Source organism: Burkholderia sp. 9775_39, assembly GCF_015712225.1.
Taxonomy (GTDB): Bacteria; Pseudomonadota; Gammaproteobacteria; order Burkholderiales; family Burkholderiaceae; genus Burkholderia; species Burkholderia cenocepacia.
In genome coordinates this window covers 1-15,950 of the sequence record NZ_JACCQC010000008.1, presented here as the reverse complement: position 1 = coordinate 15,950, position 15,950 = coordinate 1, and the positions used below count along the sequence as shown (strand labels likewise).

At 69.1% G+C, this 15,950-nt stretch carries 15 protein-coding genes and 1 pseudogene; 12 read left to right on the top strand and 4 right to left on the bottom strand.

Translation table 11 applies throughout. The features are described from left to right. Nucleotides 1-251 precede the first annotated feature (251 nt). From urtA to ureG, 12 genes are all read left to right on the top strand, one after another. A complete protein-coding gene (urtA, locus tag H0X90_RS12815; protein WP_006496630.1) occupies nucleotides 252-1,559 on the top strand; it encodes an urea ABC transporter substrate-binding protein in 1,308 nt (435 codons plus the stop codon). 139 nt (nucleotides 1,560-1,698) lie between these two features. Beyond that, on the top strand, nucleotides 1,699-3,318 hold the full coding sequence (urtB, locus tag H0X90_RS12810) for an urea ABC transporter permease subunit UrtB (protein WP_077190959.1): 1,620 nt from the start codon (nucleotides 1,699-1,701) through the stop codon (nucleotides 3,316-3,318). A gap of 1 nt (nucleotide 3,319) precedes the next feature. Next, nucleotides 3,320-4,507 (top strand): urea ABC transporter permease subunit UrtC, encoded by a 1,188-nt coding sequence (urtC, locus tag H0X90_RS12805; protein ID WP_048986242.1) that lies wholly within the window; start codon nucleotides 3,320-3,322, stop codon nucleotides 4,505-4,507. Then, the gene (gene urtD / locus H0X90_RS12800; RefSeq protein WP_006488543.1) at nucleotides 4,504-5,358 is read left to right on the top strand and encodes an urea ABC transporter ATP-binding protein UrtD; all 855 of its coding nucleotides are present in this window, start codon (nucleotides 4,504-4,506) and stop codon (nucleotides 5,356-5,358) included. The genes urtC and urtD overlap by 4 nt, the downstream gene beginning before the upstream one ends. A gap of 4 nt (nucleotides 5,359-5,362) precedes the next feature. Continuing rightward, nucleotides 5,363-6,055, top strand: a complete 693-nt coding sequence (gene urtE / locus H0X90_RS12795) for an urea ABC transporter ATP-binding subunit UrtE (protein WP_006488540.1) — start codon at nucleotides 5,363-5,365, stop codon at nucleotides 6,053-6,055. Nucleotides 6,056-6,244: 189 nt separating this feature from the next. Beyond that, entirely contained in the window at nucleotides 6,245-7,120 is an 876-nt protein-coding gene (locus H0X90_RS12790; protein WP_077190960.1) for an urease accessory protein UreD, read from the top strand. Between the two features lie 232 nt (nucleotides 7,121-7,352). After that, a complete protein-coding gene (locus tag H0X90_RS12785; protein ID WP_006491064.1) occupies nucleotides 7,353-7,655 on the top strand; it encodes an urease subunit gamma in 303 nt (100 codons plus the stop codon). An 8-nt stretch (nucleotides 7,656-7,663) separates the two neighbouring features. Next, nucleotides 7,664-7,969 (top strand): urease subunit beta, encoded by a 306-nt coding sequence (locus H0X90_RS12780; protein WP_006491066.1) that lies wholly within the window; start codon nucleotides 7,664-7,666, stop codon nucleotides 7,967-7,969. 29 nt (nucleotides 7,970-7,998) lie between these two features. Further along, nucleotides 7,999-9,705: an urease subunit alpha gene (gene ureC / locus H0X90_RS12775; protein WP_077190961.1), complete on the top strand. Its 1,707-nt coding sequence runs from the start codon at nucleotides 7,999-8,001 to the stop codon at nucleotides 9,703-9,705. Nucleotides 9,706-9,723: 18 nt separating this feature from the next. Further along, the gene (ureE, locus tag H0X90_RS12770; protein ID WP_077190962.1) at nucleotides 9,724-10,332 is read left to right on the top strand and encodes an urease accessory protein UreE; all 609 of its coding nucleotides are present in this window, start codon (nucleotides 9,724-9,726) and stop codon (nucleotides 10,330-10,332) included. Next, a complete protein-coding gene (locus tag H0X90_RS12765) occupies nucleotides 10,319-10,999 on the top strand; it encodes an urease accessory protein UreF (RefSeq protein WP_077190963.1) in 681 nt (226 codons plus the stop codon). The genes ureE and H0X90_RS12765 overlap by 14 nt, the downstream gene beginning before the upstream one ends. A 16-nt stretch (nucleotides 11,000-11,015) precedes the next feature. Further along, the gene (ureG, locus tag H0X90_RS12760; RefSeq protein ID WP_058901948.1) at nucleotides 11,016-11,663 is read left to right on the top strand and encodes an urease accessory protein UreG; all 648 of its coding nucleotides are present in this window, start codon (nucleotides 11,016-11,018) and stop codon (nucleotides 11,661-11,663) included. A 65-nt stretch (nucleotides 11,664-11,728) separates the two neighbouring features. On the opposite strand, the gene waaA is transcribed toward ureG, so the two are convergent. The 4 genes and pseudogenes from waaA to H0X90_RS12740 all read right to left on the bottom strand — a co-directional run. Next, nucleotides 11,729-13,090 (bottom strand): lipid IV(A) 3-deoxy-D-manno-octulosonic acid transferase, encoded by a 1,362-nt coding sequence (gene waaA / locus H0X90_RS12755; protein WP_062884032.1) that lies wholly within the window; start codon nucleotides 13,088-13,090, stop codon nucleotides 11,729-11,731. Nucleotides 13,091-13,127: 37 nt separating this feature from the next. Continuing rightward, nucleotides 13,128-14,012, bottom strand: a complete 885-nt coding sequence (locus tag H0X90_RS12750) for a Kdo hydroxylase family protein (protein ID WP_006485119.1) — start codon at nucleotides 14,010-14,012, stop codon at nucleotides 13,128-13,130. A 23-nt stretch (nucleotides 14,013-14,035) separates the two neighbouring features. After that, nucleotides 14,036-15,031 carry a lipopolysaccharide heptosyltransferase I gene (gene waaC, locus H0X90_RS12745; protein ID WP_006485129.1) on the bottom strand — a complete coding sequence of 332 codons (996 nt, stop codon included), beginning with the start codon at nucleotides 15,029-15,031 and terminating at the stop codon, nucleotides 14,036-14,038. A 172-nt stretch (nucleotides 15,032-15,203) separates the two neighbouring features. After that, nucleotides 15,204-15,950 (bottom strand): annotated as a pseudogene (locus tag H0X90_RS12740) (phosphomannomutase/phosphoglucomutase); the annotation flags it as partial.

Below are 15,950 nucleotides of genomic sequence, written 5' to 3'. Positions count from 1 at the left end.
TTTCCGCGCGCCGTTCCGTCGTTTCCCGCGTCGCAGCGCCGCGGCACCGCCGTGCACCATTTGCGCCCGCGCGTCTGCACCGCAACGGACCGCGCATGCTGCACCACGCGTCATCCGCACCGCCCCGATGCCCGCCGATGCCCCGCGAAGGCACGCCGGACGTGCATCCGCGCGACTGGCACATGCCTTGCGTTACACGATGGCCGGCGCCGCCACGGCGCACGCACATCCAACACGACAAGGGGATCCCGATGAAACGTCGCAGTCTGTTGAAGTTCGGTTCGATGGCCGGCGCGCTCGCGCTGGCGGGCAAGAGCCCGTTCGCGCACGCGGCCGATGCGGGCACCGGCCCGATCAAGGTCGGCATCCTGCATTCGCTGTCGGGCACGATGGCGATCTCGGAGACGTCGCTGAAGGACACCGCGCTGATGACGATCGCCGACATCAACAAGAGCGGCGGCGTGATGGGCCGCAAGCTCGAACCGGTGGTGGTCGACCCGGCGTCGAACTGGCCGCTGTTCGCCGAGAAGGCGCGCCAGCTGCTCACGCAGGACAAGGTCGCGTGCGTGTTCGGCTGCTGGACGTCGGTGTCGCGCAAGTCGGTGCTGCCGGTATTCGAGGAGCTGAACGGGCTGCTCTACTACCCGGTGCAGTATGAAGGCGAGGAAATGTCGCGCAACGTGTTCTACACGGGCGCCGCGCCGAACCAGCAGGCGATTCCCGCCGTCGAGTACCTGATGAGCGCGGAAGGCGGCGGCGCGAAGCGCTTCTTCCTGCTCGGCACCGACTACGTGTATCCGCGCACGACCAACAAGATCCTGCGCGCGTTCCTGAAATCGAAGGGCGTGAAAGACGCCGACATTCAGGAGGTCTACACGCCGTTCGGCCACAGCGATTACCAGACCATCGTCGCGAACATCAAGACCTTCGCGCAGGGCGGCAAGACGACCGTGGTCTCGACGATCAACGGCGACTCGAACGTGCCGTTCTACAAGGAGCTGGGCAACCAGGGGATCAAGGCGACCGACGTGCCGGTGGTCGCGTTCTCGGTCGGCGAGGAAGAGCTGCGCGGGATCGATACGAAGCCGCTCGTCGGCCACCTCGCCGCGTGGAACTACTTCATGTCGGTGAAGAACCCGACCAACACGAAATTCAAGGACCAGTTCGCCGCGTGGGTGAAGGCGAACAACCTGCCGGGCGGCGCGAAGCGCGTGACCAACGATCCGATGGAAGCGACCTACGTCGGCATCCATATGTGGAAGCAGGCCGTCGAGAAGGCGAAGAGCACCGACGTCGACAAGGTGCGCGTCGCGATGATCGGCCAGACGGTCGCCGCGCCATCGGGCTTCACGCTCGCGATGGACGGCAACCATCACCTGCACAAGCCGGTGATGATCGGCGAGATCCGTGGCGACGGGCAGTTCAACGTCGTGTGGAAGACGAAGACGGCCGTGCGCGCGCAACCGTGGAGCCCGTTCATCGCGGGCAACCAGGGCAAGCCGGACGTCGTCAGCTCGATTCCGGCGTTCCTGCGCCGGCAGCGCGCCGCGCTGGCCTGACGTCGAGCGGCGCGTCGCGCTTCGTGTGCGACGTGCCGCCCGCCCGCTGCCGATGCGCCGGCCACGCTTGCCGTGACGGACCGTCGGCAACGGCGCAGCGCCGCCCCACTCCGCTTCCCACGCCCGACAGGATTTCCCGATGCCAACACGCTTTCGCCGAGCCGCCCGCGCGATCGCGGCATGCGCCGCCCTCGCGGGCCTGCTGCCGCACGCCGCGTTCGCGCTGACGGCGGCCGATACCGCCGCGCTCGCCGGCGACGACTTCGACGCGAAGACGGCCGCGATCGAACGGCTCGCCGCCGACACCGATCCGCGCGCCGTTGCGGTGCTCAATGCGCTGTCGAGCGGCGATGCGCTCGCGACCGGCGACGGCCGCCTGTTGATCCAGTCCGGCGACACCGCGCACGACGCGCTCACGCAGGCCGCGACGCCGGCCGGCGACGCGCAGCCGGTGATGCTGAACAACCTGCTGCGCACGAAGATCGCCGGTGCGCTGTCGGGCCTCGCGCTCGCGTCGCCGGACGTGGCCGCGCGCCGCGACGCGATCGACGCGCTGCTGAAGTCGCCCGACCCGGCGCTCAAGCCGATGATCGACCGCGCCCGCGCGAAGGAAACCGATCCGGCGCTGAAACGCCGCCTCGATGCGCTGTGGGCGATCGCCGCGCTGCACGATCCCGATCCGGCGAAGCGCCTCGAAGCCGTGCAGGTGGTGGCCGCGCGCAGCGACCTCGACATGATCGAACAACTGCGCCCGCTCGTCGCGAAAAACGCGGACGGCAGCTACGCGGAGCCCGACGCGCGCGTGCGCGAAGCCGCGCAACACGGGCTCGATACGTTGCACGCGCTGCAGCGCCGCGGCGAAATCGTCGGCACGGTGTTCGCCGGCCTGTCGCTCGGCAGCGTGCTGCTGCTCGCCGCGCTCGGCCTCGCGATCACGTACGGGCTGATCGGCGTGATCAACATGGCGCACGGCGAATTCCTGATGATCGGTGCGTACGCAACCTATGTCGTGCAGACGCTGGTCCAGCGCTACGCGCCCGGCGCATTCGACTGGTATCCGCTCGTCGCCGTGCCGGTGTCGTTCGCGGTGGCCGCGCTCGTCGGCATCGTGCTCGAACGGCTCGTGCTGCGGCACCTGTACGGCCGCCCGCTCGAAACGCTGCTCGCGACCTTCGGCGTGAGCCTGATCCTGATCCAGGCGACGCGCATGCTGTTCGGCGCGCAGAACGTGCAGGTCGTGAACCCGTCGTGGATGAGTGGCGGCGTGACGGTGATGCAGAACCTGATCCTGCCGTACAACCGGCTCGCGATCCTCGCGTTCGCGCTCGCGGTGGTGGTCGTCGCGTGGGCCGTGCTGACGAAGACGCGGCTCGGCCTGTTCGTGCGCGCGGTCACGCAGAACCGCCGGATGGCAGCCTGCGTCGGCGTGAAGACCGCGCGGGTCGACGCGTATGCGTTCGCGTTCGGCGCGGGCATCGCCGGCCTCGGCGGCTGCGCGCTGTCGCAGATCGGCAACGTGGGCCCCGATCTCGGCCAGAACTACATCATCGACTCGTTCATGGCCGTCGTGCTCGGCGGTGTCGGGCAGATCGCCGGCACCGTGCTCGGCGGCTTCGGACTCGGCCTCGCGAGCAAGGCGATCGAACCGTTCTGGGGTGCCGTGCTCGCGAAGATCGCGGTGCTCGTGATGATCGTGCTGTTCATCCAGAAACGCCCGCAGGGCATGTTCGCCCCGAAGGGCCGCAGCGCGGAGGCTTGACGTGACTTCATTCACCGATTCGATATCGAACCCGGTCGCCGACACGTCGAAGCCCGCTGCCGCCGGACGCGCGGCGGACGGCTTCGCGCTCGGCCTGCCGCCCCGCCCCGCGCTGCTGTCGCGCCGCGCATGGCTCGCGCTCGTCGCGCTGTGCGTGGCGATCGGCATCGGCGTGCCGCTCGCCGCACTCGTCGCGCCCGAAGCCAGCGCGTTCCACCTGTCCGCGTACGCGATGACGCTCGCGGGCAAGCTGATGTGCTACGCGATCGCCGCGCTCGCGCTCGACCTCGTGTGGGGCTACTGCGGCATCCTGAGCCTCGGCCACGGCCTGTTCTTCGCGCTCGGCGGCTATGCGATCGGCATGTACCTGATGCGCGAGATCGGCCGCGACGGCAAGTACGGCAGCGACCTCCCCGACTTCATGGTGTTCCTCGACTGGCACCAGTTGCCGTGGTACTGGAGCGGCACGCAGCATCTCGCGTGGGCGCTCGCGCTGGTCGTGCTCGTGCCGGCCGTGCTCGCGTGGGTGTTCGGCTTCTTCACGTTCCGCTCGCGCGTGAAGGGCGTGTACCTGTCGATCATCACGCAGGCGCTGACGTTCGCCGCGATGCTGCTGTTCTATCGCAACGAGACGGGCTTCGGCGGCAACAACGGCTTCACCGACTTCAAGCGCATCGCCGGCTTCGCGATCACGTCGCCGGGCACGCGCACGGTGCTGTTGCTGCTGACGTTCGCGACCCTCGTGCTCGCGTTCATCGCCGCGCGCGCGATCGTCACGAGCAAGCTCGGGCGCGTGGTGACCGCAGTACGCGACGGCGAGACGCGGCTGATGTTCCTCGGCTACAGCCCGCTCGCGTACAAGCTGTTCGTGTGGACCGTGTCGGCCGTGCTGTGCGGCATCGCCGGCGCGCTGTACGTGCCGCAGGTCGGCATCATCAATCCCGGCGAGATGTCGCCCGGCAACTCGATCGAAATGGCGATCTGGGTCGCGGTGGGCGGACGCGGCACGCTGATCGGGCCGATCGTCGGCGCGTTCGCGGTAAACGGCGCGAAGAGCGTCTTCACCGCGTACTTCGCCGAATACTGGCTGTTCTTCCTCGGTCTGATCTTCGTGCTCGTGCCGCTCTTGCTGCCGCGCGGGATCATGGGCCTCGTCGAAACCGTGCTCGCGAAGGGGAAACGCGCATGAATGGAACGGCGCTCTACCAGTTCACGCCGCCCCCCGAGGACGAGCTGACCGTCAGCGGCAGCGCGTCGATGGGGCGCGTCGTGCCGCCCGGCATCGATACGTCGCACGGCACGATTCTCTATCTCGAGGACATCGAGGTGAGCTTCGACGGGTTTCGTGCGCTGAAGAAGCTGTCGCTCTCGATCGACGCGGGCGAGCTGCGCTGCGTGATCGGCCCGAACGGCGCGGGCAAGACGACGATGATGGACGTCATCACCGGCAAGACGCGGCCCGATGCGGGCAAGGTGTTTCTGGGCCAGACGATCGACCTCGCGCGGATGAACGAACCGGAGATCGCGCGGGCGGGCATCGGCCGCAAGTTCCAGAAGCCGACCGTATTCGAACAGCATCCGGTATGGGAAAACCTCGAACTCGCGATGCAGACCGACAAGGGCTGGCTCGCGTCGCTGCGCGCGCGGCTCGACCGCACCGCGCAGGCGAAGATCGAGGAGACGCTCGCGCTGATCGGCCTCGAAAGCCATGCGTATCGCGCGGCCGGCGAACTGTCGCACGGCCAGAAGCAGCGGCTCGAAATCGGCATGCTGCTGATGCAGCGCCCCGCGCTGCTGCTGCTCGACGAGCCGGCGGCCGGGATGACCGACCACGAGACGATGGAACTCGCCGAGCTGCTGAACACGCTGCGCGGCACCTGCTCGATGATGGTCGTCGAGCACGACATGGAATTCGTCGCGGCGCTCGCGGGCGACACGGGACGCGTGACGGTGATGGCCGAAGGCGCGGTGCTCGCGCACGGCACGCTCGACCAGGTCAAGCGCGACGACGCGGTGATCGAGTCTTACCTCGGACGATGATGCGATGCTGAAAATCGAAGCGCTGAACCAGTACTACGGCGGCAGCCATATCCTGCGCAACGTGAACCTCGTCGCCGACGACGGCAAGCTCACCGTGCTGCTCGGCCGCAACGGCGTCGGCAAGAGCACGCTGCTGCGCTGCCTGATGGGCGTCGTCGCCGCGAAAAGCGGCAGCGTGTCGTGGCGCGGCACCGCGCTCGGCGCACTGCCGCCGTACGCGCGCGTCGCGGCGGGGCTCGCGTACGTGCCGCAGGGCCGCGACATCTTTCCGCGGCTCACCGTCGAGGAAAACCTGCTCGTCGGCGCGGCGAGCCGCAAGGCGCCGTCGAAAGTGCCCGATCGCATCTACGACCTGTTCCCGGTGCTCAAGGACATGCGCGCACGGCGCGGCGGCGACCTGTCGGGCGGCCAGCAGCAACAGCTCGCGATCGGCCGCGCGCTGATGAGCGAGCCGCAGTTGCTGATCCTCGACGAGCCGACCGAAGGCATCCAGCCGTCGATCATCCAGGACATCGGCCGCACGCTGCGCCAGCTCGTCGACGAATCGCGGATGACCGTGCTGCTCGTCGAACAGTATTACGATTTCGCTCAATCGATCGCCGACCGGTACTGGGTGATGAGTCGTGGCGAGATCGTCGCAGGCGGGGAAGCACAGGACATGGAGACGAACGGGGTACGGGAGCTGATCGCGGTGTGATGGGCGGCACCGCGGTAGGCACGGCGGTAGGCACCGCGGTAGGCACCGCGGTAGGCACGGCGAGGGACACGTACGGTCGGCTCGCGGGACGCGCGCACGCGGCGCTTCCTACGAACGCGGCATCTGCATTATTGTTCCGGTAGCATCCACGTTCTTCGCACCCGCTTCCTCGTTTCCCGTTCGCCGCCGATGTCCGCCCCCGATTCGCACGCCTCGCTGTCCCGCCCCGCCGTCGCCAAGTCGTGGCGCGGCCGCCTCGAACTCGGCTTCGAGCGGCATGGTGCGCGCACGACGCTCGCGCACCGGCTGCACGACGGCCCGCTGCGCGTGCAGCGGCCGCTGTACCCGGAAGGCGACGCGATCTGCCACGCGGTGATCGTGCATCCGCCGGGCGGCGTCGCGGGCGGCGACCGGCTCGACATCGACATCGCGCTCGGCGACGGCACGCACGCGGTGCTGACGACGCCCGGCGCGACCAAGTGGTACAAGTCGAACGGCCTCGACGCGACACAGCGTATCGGCATCGCGATCGGCGCGCATGCGAAGCTCGACTGGCTACCGCAGAACAACCTGTTCTTCGACGCGGCGCACGCGGCGCTCGACTTCACGGTGACGCTCGGCGCAGGCGCGAGCGCGATCGGCTGGGACGCGACGCAGCTCGGCCGGCAGGCGGCCGGCGAAACCTGGTCGGCGGGACGCATCGCGTCGACCTCGGCGCTCGTCGATGCCGACGGCCGGCCGCTGTGGACCGAGCGCGCGCTACTCGACGCGCGCGACCCGCTGCGCGGCGCGCTGCAGGGCCTCGCCGGTTTTCCCGTCTACGGCACGCTGTGGGCCGCCGGCGCCGCGTGCGACGCCACGCTCGCCGAAGCGCTCGCCGCGCGCATGCCGTTCGACGACACGCTGCGCGCGGGCGCCACCTGCGTGACGCCCGGCGTCGTGCTCGTGCGTGCGCTCGCGACGTCGATGGAAGCGCTGCAGCGCCACTTCACCGACTGCTGGCTGCAGTTGCGGCCGATCGTGCACGGCGTCGACGCGCGGCCGCTGCGTCTCTGGCAAACCTGAACGCGCGCATCACGCACCGTTTCGGCGCAGCGCGCGACACGCGCCGCACCCTCTCCATGCATCGCGCACCACGAACGCGCATCGCACCGCGTGCAATGCACATGGCACGCACCTTGCTCCTTACATAAGCGATACACGACGCACGCAAAACAGCGCGGTGCTACGATGAACCGCGCGCCCGCCCGTTGCGTGCGCACCGATAAAAATTACGTTTTCCTGAACGTCTGCCTTCATGAAACTGACTCCCCGCGAAAAGGACAAGCTGCTGATCTTCACGGCGGCGCTGCTCGCCGAACGCCGCCGTGCGCGCGGCCTGAAGCTCAACTATCCGGAGGCGGTCGCCTTCATCACCGCGGCGCTGATGGAAGCCGCGCGCGACGGCAGGACGGTGGCCGAGGTGATGCACTACGGCACGACGCTGCTCACGCGCGACGACGTGATGGACGGCGTGCCGGAAATGATTCCCGACATCCAGGTCGAAGCGACCTTCCCCGACGGCACGAAGCTCGTGACCGTCCACCACCCGATTCCGTGAGGCCCCGCATGATCCCCGGCGAAATCCTCACCGACGACGGCGAACACGAACTGAATGCGGGCCGTGCGACGCGCTCGCTCGTCGTCGCGAACACCGGCGATCGCCCGGTGCAGGTCGGCTCGCACTACCACTTCTTCGAAGTCAACGACGCGCTGTCGTTCGACCGCGCGGCCGCGCGCGGCTTCCGGCTCAACATCGCGGCCGGCACGGCCGTGCGCTTCGAGCCCGGCCAGACGCGCACCGTCGAGCTCGTCGCGCTCGCGGGCGAGCGCGCCGTCTACGGTTTTCAGGGCAAGGTGATGGGGCCGCTGTAAGCCGCGCCCCGCTCTTCAGGAACAGCAACATGACACTACGCTTGAGCCGCCGCGCGTACGCGGAAATGTTCGGGCCGACGACGGGCGACCGCGTCCGGCTCGCCGATACCGAACTGCTGATCGAGATCGAACGCGACTTCACCACGTACGGCGAGGAAGTGAAATTCGGCGGCGGAAAAGTGATCCGCGACGGGATGGGCCAGTCGCAGCGCGTGGCCGCCGACGTGCCCGACACCGTCATCACGAACGCGGTGATCCTCGATCACTGGGGCATCGTGAAGGCCGACATCGCGATCAAGCACGGCCGCATCGCCGCGATCGGCAAGGCCGGCAACCCCGACATCCAGCCGGGCGTGACGATCGCGATCGGCGCCGCGACCGAAGTCATCGCCGGCGAAGGGCTGATCGTGACCGCGGGCGGCATCGACACGCACATTCACTTCATCAGCCCGCAGCAGATCGACGAGGCGCTCGCGTCGGGCGTCACGACGATGCTCGGCGGCGGCACGGGGCCGGCCACCGGCACCAACGCGACGACCTGCACGCCGGGCCCGTGGCACATGGAGCGGATGCTGCAGGCCGCCGACGGCTGGCCGATCAATCTCGGCTTTCTGGGCAAGGGCAACGCGAGCCTGCCGCAGCCGCTCGTCGAGCAGATCGCGGCCGGCGCGATCGGTTTGAAACTGCACGAGGACTGGGGCACGACGCCCGCCGCGATCGACAACTGCCTGTCGGTGGCCGACGACACCGACACGCAGGTCGCGATCCACACCGACACGCTGAACGAGGCCGGGTTCGTCGAATCGACGGTCGCCGCGTTCAAGGGCCGCACGATCCACACGTACCACACCGAAGGTGCGGGCGGCGGCCATGCGCCCGACATCCTGAAGGTGTGCGGCGAGATGAACGTACTGCCGTCGTCGACCAATCCGACGCGCCCGTACACGATCAACACGCTCGACGAGCATCTCGACATGCTGATGGTGTGCCATCACCTCGATCCGTCGATCGCCGAGGATCTCGCGTTCGCCGAATCGCGCATTCGTCGCGAGACGATCGCGGCCGAGGACATCCTGCACGATCTCGGCGCGCTGTCGATGCTGTCGTCCGATTCGCAGGCGATGGGCCGCGTCGGCGAAGTGATCATCCGCACCTGGCAGACCGCGCACAAGATGAAGGTGCAGCGCGGCGCGCTGCCGGAGGACACCGCGCGCAACGACAACTTCCGCGCGAAGCGCTACGTCGCGAAGTACACGATCAACCCGGCGCTCACGCACGGCATCGCGCATGAAGTCGGCTCGATCGAGCCCGGCAAGTGGGCCGACCTCGTGCTGTGGGAGCCTGCGTTCTTCGGGATCAAGCCGTCGATGATCCTCAAGGGCGGGATGATCGCGCTCGCGCAGATGGGCGACCCGAACGCGTCGATCCCGACGCCGCAGCCGGTTCACTATCGCGAGATGTTCGCGACGCGCGGCGGGGCGCTCGCGCGCACGTCGCTGACCTTCGTGTCGCAGATGGCGGCCGATGCGGGCATCGCGGAGCGCTATGGCCTCGCGAAGCGGATCGTGCCGGTGCGCAACTGCCGCAACGTGACGAAGGCCGACATGATTCACAACGCCTGGCGTCCGTCGATCAGCGTCGACCCCGAAACCTACGACGTGATCGCCGACCGCCAGTTGCTCACCTGCGAGCCGGCGACGGTGCTGCCGATGGCGCAGCGCTATTTCCTGTTCTGATTCGAGATCCTCGGTTTCATGCGCACCCTCGACAAACGTATTGCCCCGAACGTGAAACTCGCCGCGTCGCTCGTCGCGCGCGCGCCGACGCTCACGCTCGCCTATGACGCCCGCTGCAAGAGCCGCCTCGCGGCGACGCTCGATACCGGCGAAGACGTCGCGGTCCTGCTGCCGCGCGGCACCGTGCTGCGCGACGGCGACGTGCTCGTCGCCGACGACGGCGCGCTCGTGCGCGTCGCCGCGGCGCCCGAAACCGTGCTGCTCGTGCGCGCGGCCGACCCGCTCACGCTGATGCGCGCCGCGTATCACCTCGGCAACCGTCACACGCCGGTCGAGATCGGCGACGGCTACCTGAAGCTCGAAGCCGATCCGGTGCTCGCGGACATGCTGCGCCGGCTCGGCACGCAGGTCGACGAAACGCATGCGCCGTTCCAGCCGGAAGCCGGCGCATACGGCGGCGGCCACAAACACGGGCACGACGCGACGTTCGCCGAGGACTACGCGCTCGCGCAGCAGGTGTTCGGCGAACACCACGGGCATGCGCATTCGCACGATCACGATCACGATCACGATCATCAGCATGGTCCCGGCTGCACGCACGGCCACCACGGTCATGACCACCACTGAGCTCGTCGCGCTGCTGCACCTCGCATCGCCGGCTTTGCCGATCGGCGCGTACAGCTATTCGCAGGGCCTCGAAGCCGCGCTCGACGCGAACCTGATCCGCGACGCCGATTCCGCGCGCGACTGGATTGCGAGCGGCCTGACCGACGTGCTCGCGCACGGCGAACTGCCGTTCCTCGCGCACCAGCTCGCCCGCTGGCAGACGCACGACACGCACGCGCTCGCCGCCGAAAATGCCTGGTTCGTCGCGAGCCGGGAATCGGCCGAACTGCGCCGCGAAACCGAACAGATGGGCTGGTCGCTCGCGCAGCTGTGCGCATCGCTCGAATGGGGCGACGCCGCACGCCGCGCGACGCTCGCGTCGCTGTCGCCGATCGCGCTGCCGACCGCGTTCGCGTACGCGGCTGCCGCTCACGACGCCGGCGCCGACGCGACGCTCGCCGCGTACGCGTTCGGCTGGGTCGAGAACCAGACGTCCGCCGCGCTGAAGGCCGTGCCGCTCGGCCAGCTCGCCGGGCAACGCATCATCGTCGCGCTGCGCGGCGCGATCGACGCGGCCGTGCGCCGCGCGCTCGCGACACCGCCCGACGCCGTCAACACGCTCGCGCCGCAGCTCGGCATCCTGTCCGCGCGGCACGAAACCCAGTATTCGCGGTTGTTCCGCTCCTGAACCTCTTCGCCCGACCATGAACGCACCCGCTCCCTCCCCCGCCCGCCGCACGAAGAAACTGCCGCCGCTGCGCGTCGGCATCGGCGGCCCCGTCGGCTCCGGCAAGACCACGCTGCTCGAAATGCTGTGCAAGGCGATGCGCGACCGCTACGACCTCGTCGCGATCACGAACGACATCTATACGAAGGAAGACCAGCGACTGCTGACGGTCGCGGGCGCACTGCCCGAGGAACGCATCATGGGCGTCGAGACGGGCGGCTGCCCGCACACGGCGATCCGGGAAGATGCATCGATCAACCTCGAAGCCGTCGACCGGATGCTCGCGCGCTTTCCCGATGCCGACATCGTGTTCATCGAGTCCGGCGGCGACAATCTCGCGGCGACCTTCAGTCCCGAGCTGTCGGACCTGACGATCTACGTGATCGACGTCGCGGGCGGCGAGAAGATTCCGCGCAAGGGCGGCCCGGGCATCACGAAGTCCGACCTGCTGGTGATCAACAAGACCGACCTCGCGCCGCTGGTCGGCGCGAACCTCGACGTGATGGCGTCCGACACGCGGAAAATGCGCGGCGAACGGCCTTACGTGATGACGAACCTGAAGGCGCTCGACGGCGTCGCGGACGTGATCGCATTCATCGAGAAGAAGGGTTTGCTGACGGTGTGAGCGGCGCGGCGGCGCCCTGCGACGCCGCCACGCGAGTCCGGGCGGCATCGCGCCGCCCGCGCCGTCTATGCGTCGTCGTCCGGAGCGTCCTGCACGTCCGGCAGCGCACGCGCGCCGGTTGCGGCAGGCGGCAACAGCGCGGCGAGCACGTCGACCGTGCGCGCGGTCGCGCCGCGGTGACGCGATGCGAAGGCCGCGCCGGCCGCGCCCATCGCGATGCGCCGCGCGTTGTCGGCGAACAGCGCGTCGAGCACGTGTGCGAGATCGAGCGGATCCTCGACCTGCATCGCCGCACCGGCCGCGACCGCATCGGCGGTCGCCTGCGTGAAGTTGAACACGTGCGGCCCGATCAGCACCGGCACGCCGACCGCGCACGCTTCGATCAGGTTCTGCCCGCCGAGCGGCAGCAGGCTGCCGCCGATGAACGCGATGTCGGCCGCCGCGTAGTACGCGCCGAGCTCGCCCATCGAATCGCCGAGCAACACCGTGACGTCGTCCGGCAGCGGGTCGGCCGCCGGCCGGCCCGCTGCGAGCGCGGCCGCGTCGGCCGCCCACACCGAGCGCCGCACGCATTTGAGCCCGCCGCGCGCGACGAGCGCCTCGACCTCGGCGAAGCGCTGCGGATGACGCGGCACGAGCACCAGCAGCGCGCCGGGCGTACGCATTTCCGCGAACGCCTGCAACACCAGCGCTTCTTCGTTCTCGCGCGTGCTGGCGGCAACCCACACCGGCCGCGCGCCGATCGCGTCGCGCCACGCATGCCCGCGTGCCGCGAGTTCCGGCGGCGTCGTCATGTCGAACTTCAGGTTGCCGAGCACGGTCACGTTGCGGGCGCCGAGCGACGTCAGCCGCTCCGCATCGGCCGGGCTCTGCGCGAGCACGCGCGAGAAGCCGCCGAACACGTCGCGCGTCGCCGCGCCGAACTTCGCCGCGCGCCGGAACGAACGCGCGGACATCCGCGCATTGGTCAACACCAGCGGCACGTCCGCGCGGCGACACTCGTCGATCAGCGTCGGCCACACCTCGGTTTCCATCACGAGGCCGAGCGTCGGCCGCCATGCACGCAGGAAGCGCCGCACCGCGCCCGGCATGTCGTACGGCAGGTAGCAGCGCAGCACGCGATCGCCGAAGATCTGTTCGCCCGTCGCGCGGCCGCTCGGCGTCATGTGCGTGAGCAGGATGCGCGCATCGGGGCGCGCGCGCATCAGCGCATCGATCAGCGGCTGCGCGGCGCGCGTCTCGCCGACCGACACCGCATGCACCCAGATCAGCGGCGCGCGGTCGTCGCGCGAGCGGCCCGCGACGTGACCGAAGCGCTCGGCGATATGCTCGCGATAACCGCGCTCCTTGCGCGAGCGCACGTAGAGCCGGATGACCGCGGCCGGCGCGACGAGCCACCACAGCGCGCGATAGATCGCCCTCAGCATGCGGCCGCCCGGGTATTGCGTCGAAGCAGGCGCGCGCTCAAACCAGCGCCCTGCCCGTCAGGCGTTCGAGAATGCCGAGCGGCGCGCATTCGCGGCGAACCATCGCGTCGACCGGCAGGAAGAAGGTTTGCTCGAGCATGAACTGGCCCGACATCACAGCGTGCGAAGTCTGATCGGAGAAACATATCCACACGCTGCCCGGCGGAAACGGCATCGTTTGCTGCGGACACGTCTTCTGGTAGTCGAGGTCGGCCTTCATCCCGTCGTGCAGGTTCAGCATCAGGTGGTCGTATGCGCTGCGCGGCGATTTCGTCACGTGCAGCAGGTTCAGCAGCCACGCCGAGCCCGGGAACTGCGGCCGGATCTTCGGCAGGAAGCGCTTCGCGACGTCCTCGAACGGCTCGCCGACACGCCACACGCGCGGTGCGCCGGCCGGGTTCACGTTCGTGAACACGCGCAGGATGCGCTCGCCGTAGTTCGGCCGCGACGGGAACGCGTCGACGTGCAGCCGGCTGTCGTCCTTGCGCCACGACGTCTGGCGCGTTTCGACCTGCATCAGCCGCAGGCTCGTCGGCGCGACGCGCAGCTTGCCGCGGTATTCGGGAAAGAGGCCGTCGACGAGCGTGCCGGCCTGCTGCTGGAAGCGCGCGACGAGCGCGCGCACGGCCGACTGCGTGACGCTGTCGCCGAGCACGCCGGCGAGCGCGCCGCCGTTCGGCGCGAGGCTGATGTTCTTGCGTTTCGGATCGGCGAGCGCCGGATCGAGCAGCGCTTCCTCGCCGCCTTCGATCGCGAAGCGCAGGTGCGGGAAATACAGCACCTTGCCTTCCTCGACCGCGGCCAGCAACTGCTCGCGCGGCGCCGACAGGTTGTGTCCGCTCCAGTCGGCGGACGGGACTTCGATGATCTGGGATTCGCTCATGATCGGTTCGCGTGTGGACAGCGTTACAGGAGGCCGAAGCCCGCGAGCGCCGACTTCACCTGCGCGATCGACGGGGGCTGCCCCGCCGTGCCGAGATTGACGACGTTCGGCGACCAGTAGCCGCCGGTCCGCCAGGCCGTCGCGAAATTGTACAGTTCGACCGTCGGGCGCTTCAGCGCGGCCGCGATGTGAACCAGACCTGTATCAACCCCGACCGTCGCAGCCGCGCCGTCGATCAGCCCGACCACGGCCGGCAGCGACAGCTTCGGCGGCACGATCGCCGCCGCGCCGAATTCCTTCGCGAGCCGCTCGCTGGTCGCGCGTTCCGCGTCGTTGCCCCACGGCAGCACGAGCGACGCGCCGCGCCGCACCAGCGCCTGGCCGAGCTCGATCCACGCGGCGTCCGGCCACTGCTTGTCGGCGCGCGACGTCGCGTGGACGAACACGACGTACGGCACCGGCAGGTTCAGGCCGAGCGCGGCCACCGCGAGCGCTGCCGCCCGCGTGTCGAGGCCGAACTCGACGGGGTCGGCCGGGGTCGGCGCCGGGTCGTCCAGCGCGGCCGCGACCAACTGGCGCGAGCGCTCGACGACGTGCGTGCGCGGCGCGATCGGCACGCGCTTGCGGTAGAAGAAGCGCACCGGCCACTCGTAGCCGGCGCCGTCGGTGCGGTTGCCGAGCCCGACGAGCGGGCCGCGGGCCCAGCTCGCGACCCACGCGGTCTTGATGAGGCCCTGGCAGTCGATCACGAGGTCGTACTGCTCGGCCGCGAGGCGCCGGCGGAACGCGCGGATCTCGCGCCACGTCGCCCCCGAGAACGGCTTCTTGCGCCAGCGGCGCAGCGAGAACGGCAGCACGTTGCGCACGCCGTCGACGAGCCGTACGAGGTCGACGAAGCTTTCCTCGACGAGCCAGTCGATCTGCGCATCGGGGTGGCGGCGCCGGATATCGGCGATCACCGGCATGTTGTGCACGACGTCGCCCAGCGACGACACACGCACGATCAGGATCTTTTGCACGCTGAAAAAACGCCGGCTGGCAGCCGGCGACAGACATAAAGGGGGGATTTTATCCCGCCCGGAGGGCCAGACAGACAAAAAGCGGCCACGCGCCCGGGGCGCGCGCCGCTTTTCAAGATAAACCCGGCCGATGAGCCGGCCGTCGTACGGGCGGCCCGCCGGCCGCCGGTGCTCAGAACGGCAGCTTGACGTCCGGCTTCGCGGCCGTCAGCACGCGGCGGAAGTCCTCCTGGATGCGCTTGAGCCCTTCCTGCGTCTCGGCTTCGAAGCGCATCACGACGACCGGCGTCGTGTTCGACGAACGCGCGAGGCCGAAACCGTCCGGGTACTCGACACGCAGGCCGTCGATCGTCACGACTTCGTCGGCGCCGTCGAACTTCGCTTCCTTCTGCAACTGCTCGATCAGGCGGAAATTCTCGCCTTCGTCGAGCCAGAGCTGCAGTTCCGGCGTGCTCATCGCGTCCGGCAGGCTGTTGAGCAGCGCGCTCGGATCGGCCGTCTTCGCGAGAATTTCCAGCAGGCGCGCGCCCGTGTACAGGCCGTCGTCGAAGCCGTACCAGCGATCCTTGAAGAACACGTGGCCGCTCATTTCGCCGGCCAGCGGTGCCCCCGTCTCGCGCAGCTTCGCCTTCACGAGCGAATGGCCGGTCTTCCACATCAGCGGCTCGCCGCCCTTCGACTTCACCCACTGCGCGAGGTGGCGCGTGCACTTCACGTCGTAGATGATCTGGGCGCCCGGATTGCGCGACAGCACTTCTTCCGCGAACAGCATCAGCTGGCGGTCCGGATAGATGATCTGGCCGTCCTTCGTGACGACGCCGAGACGGTCGCCGTCGCCGTCGAACGCGAAGCCGAGCTCCGCATCGGTGTCCTTCAGCGCCTGGATCACGTCCTGCAGGTTTTCCGGGTGGGCGGGATC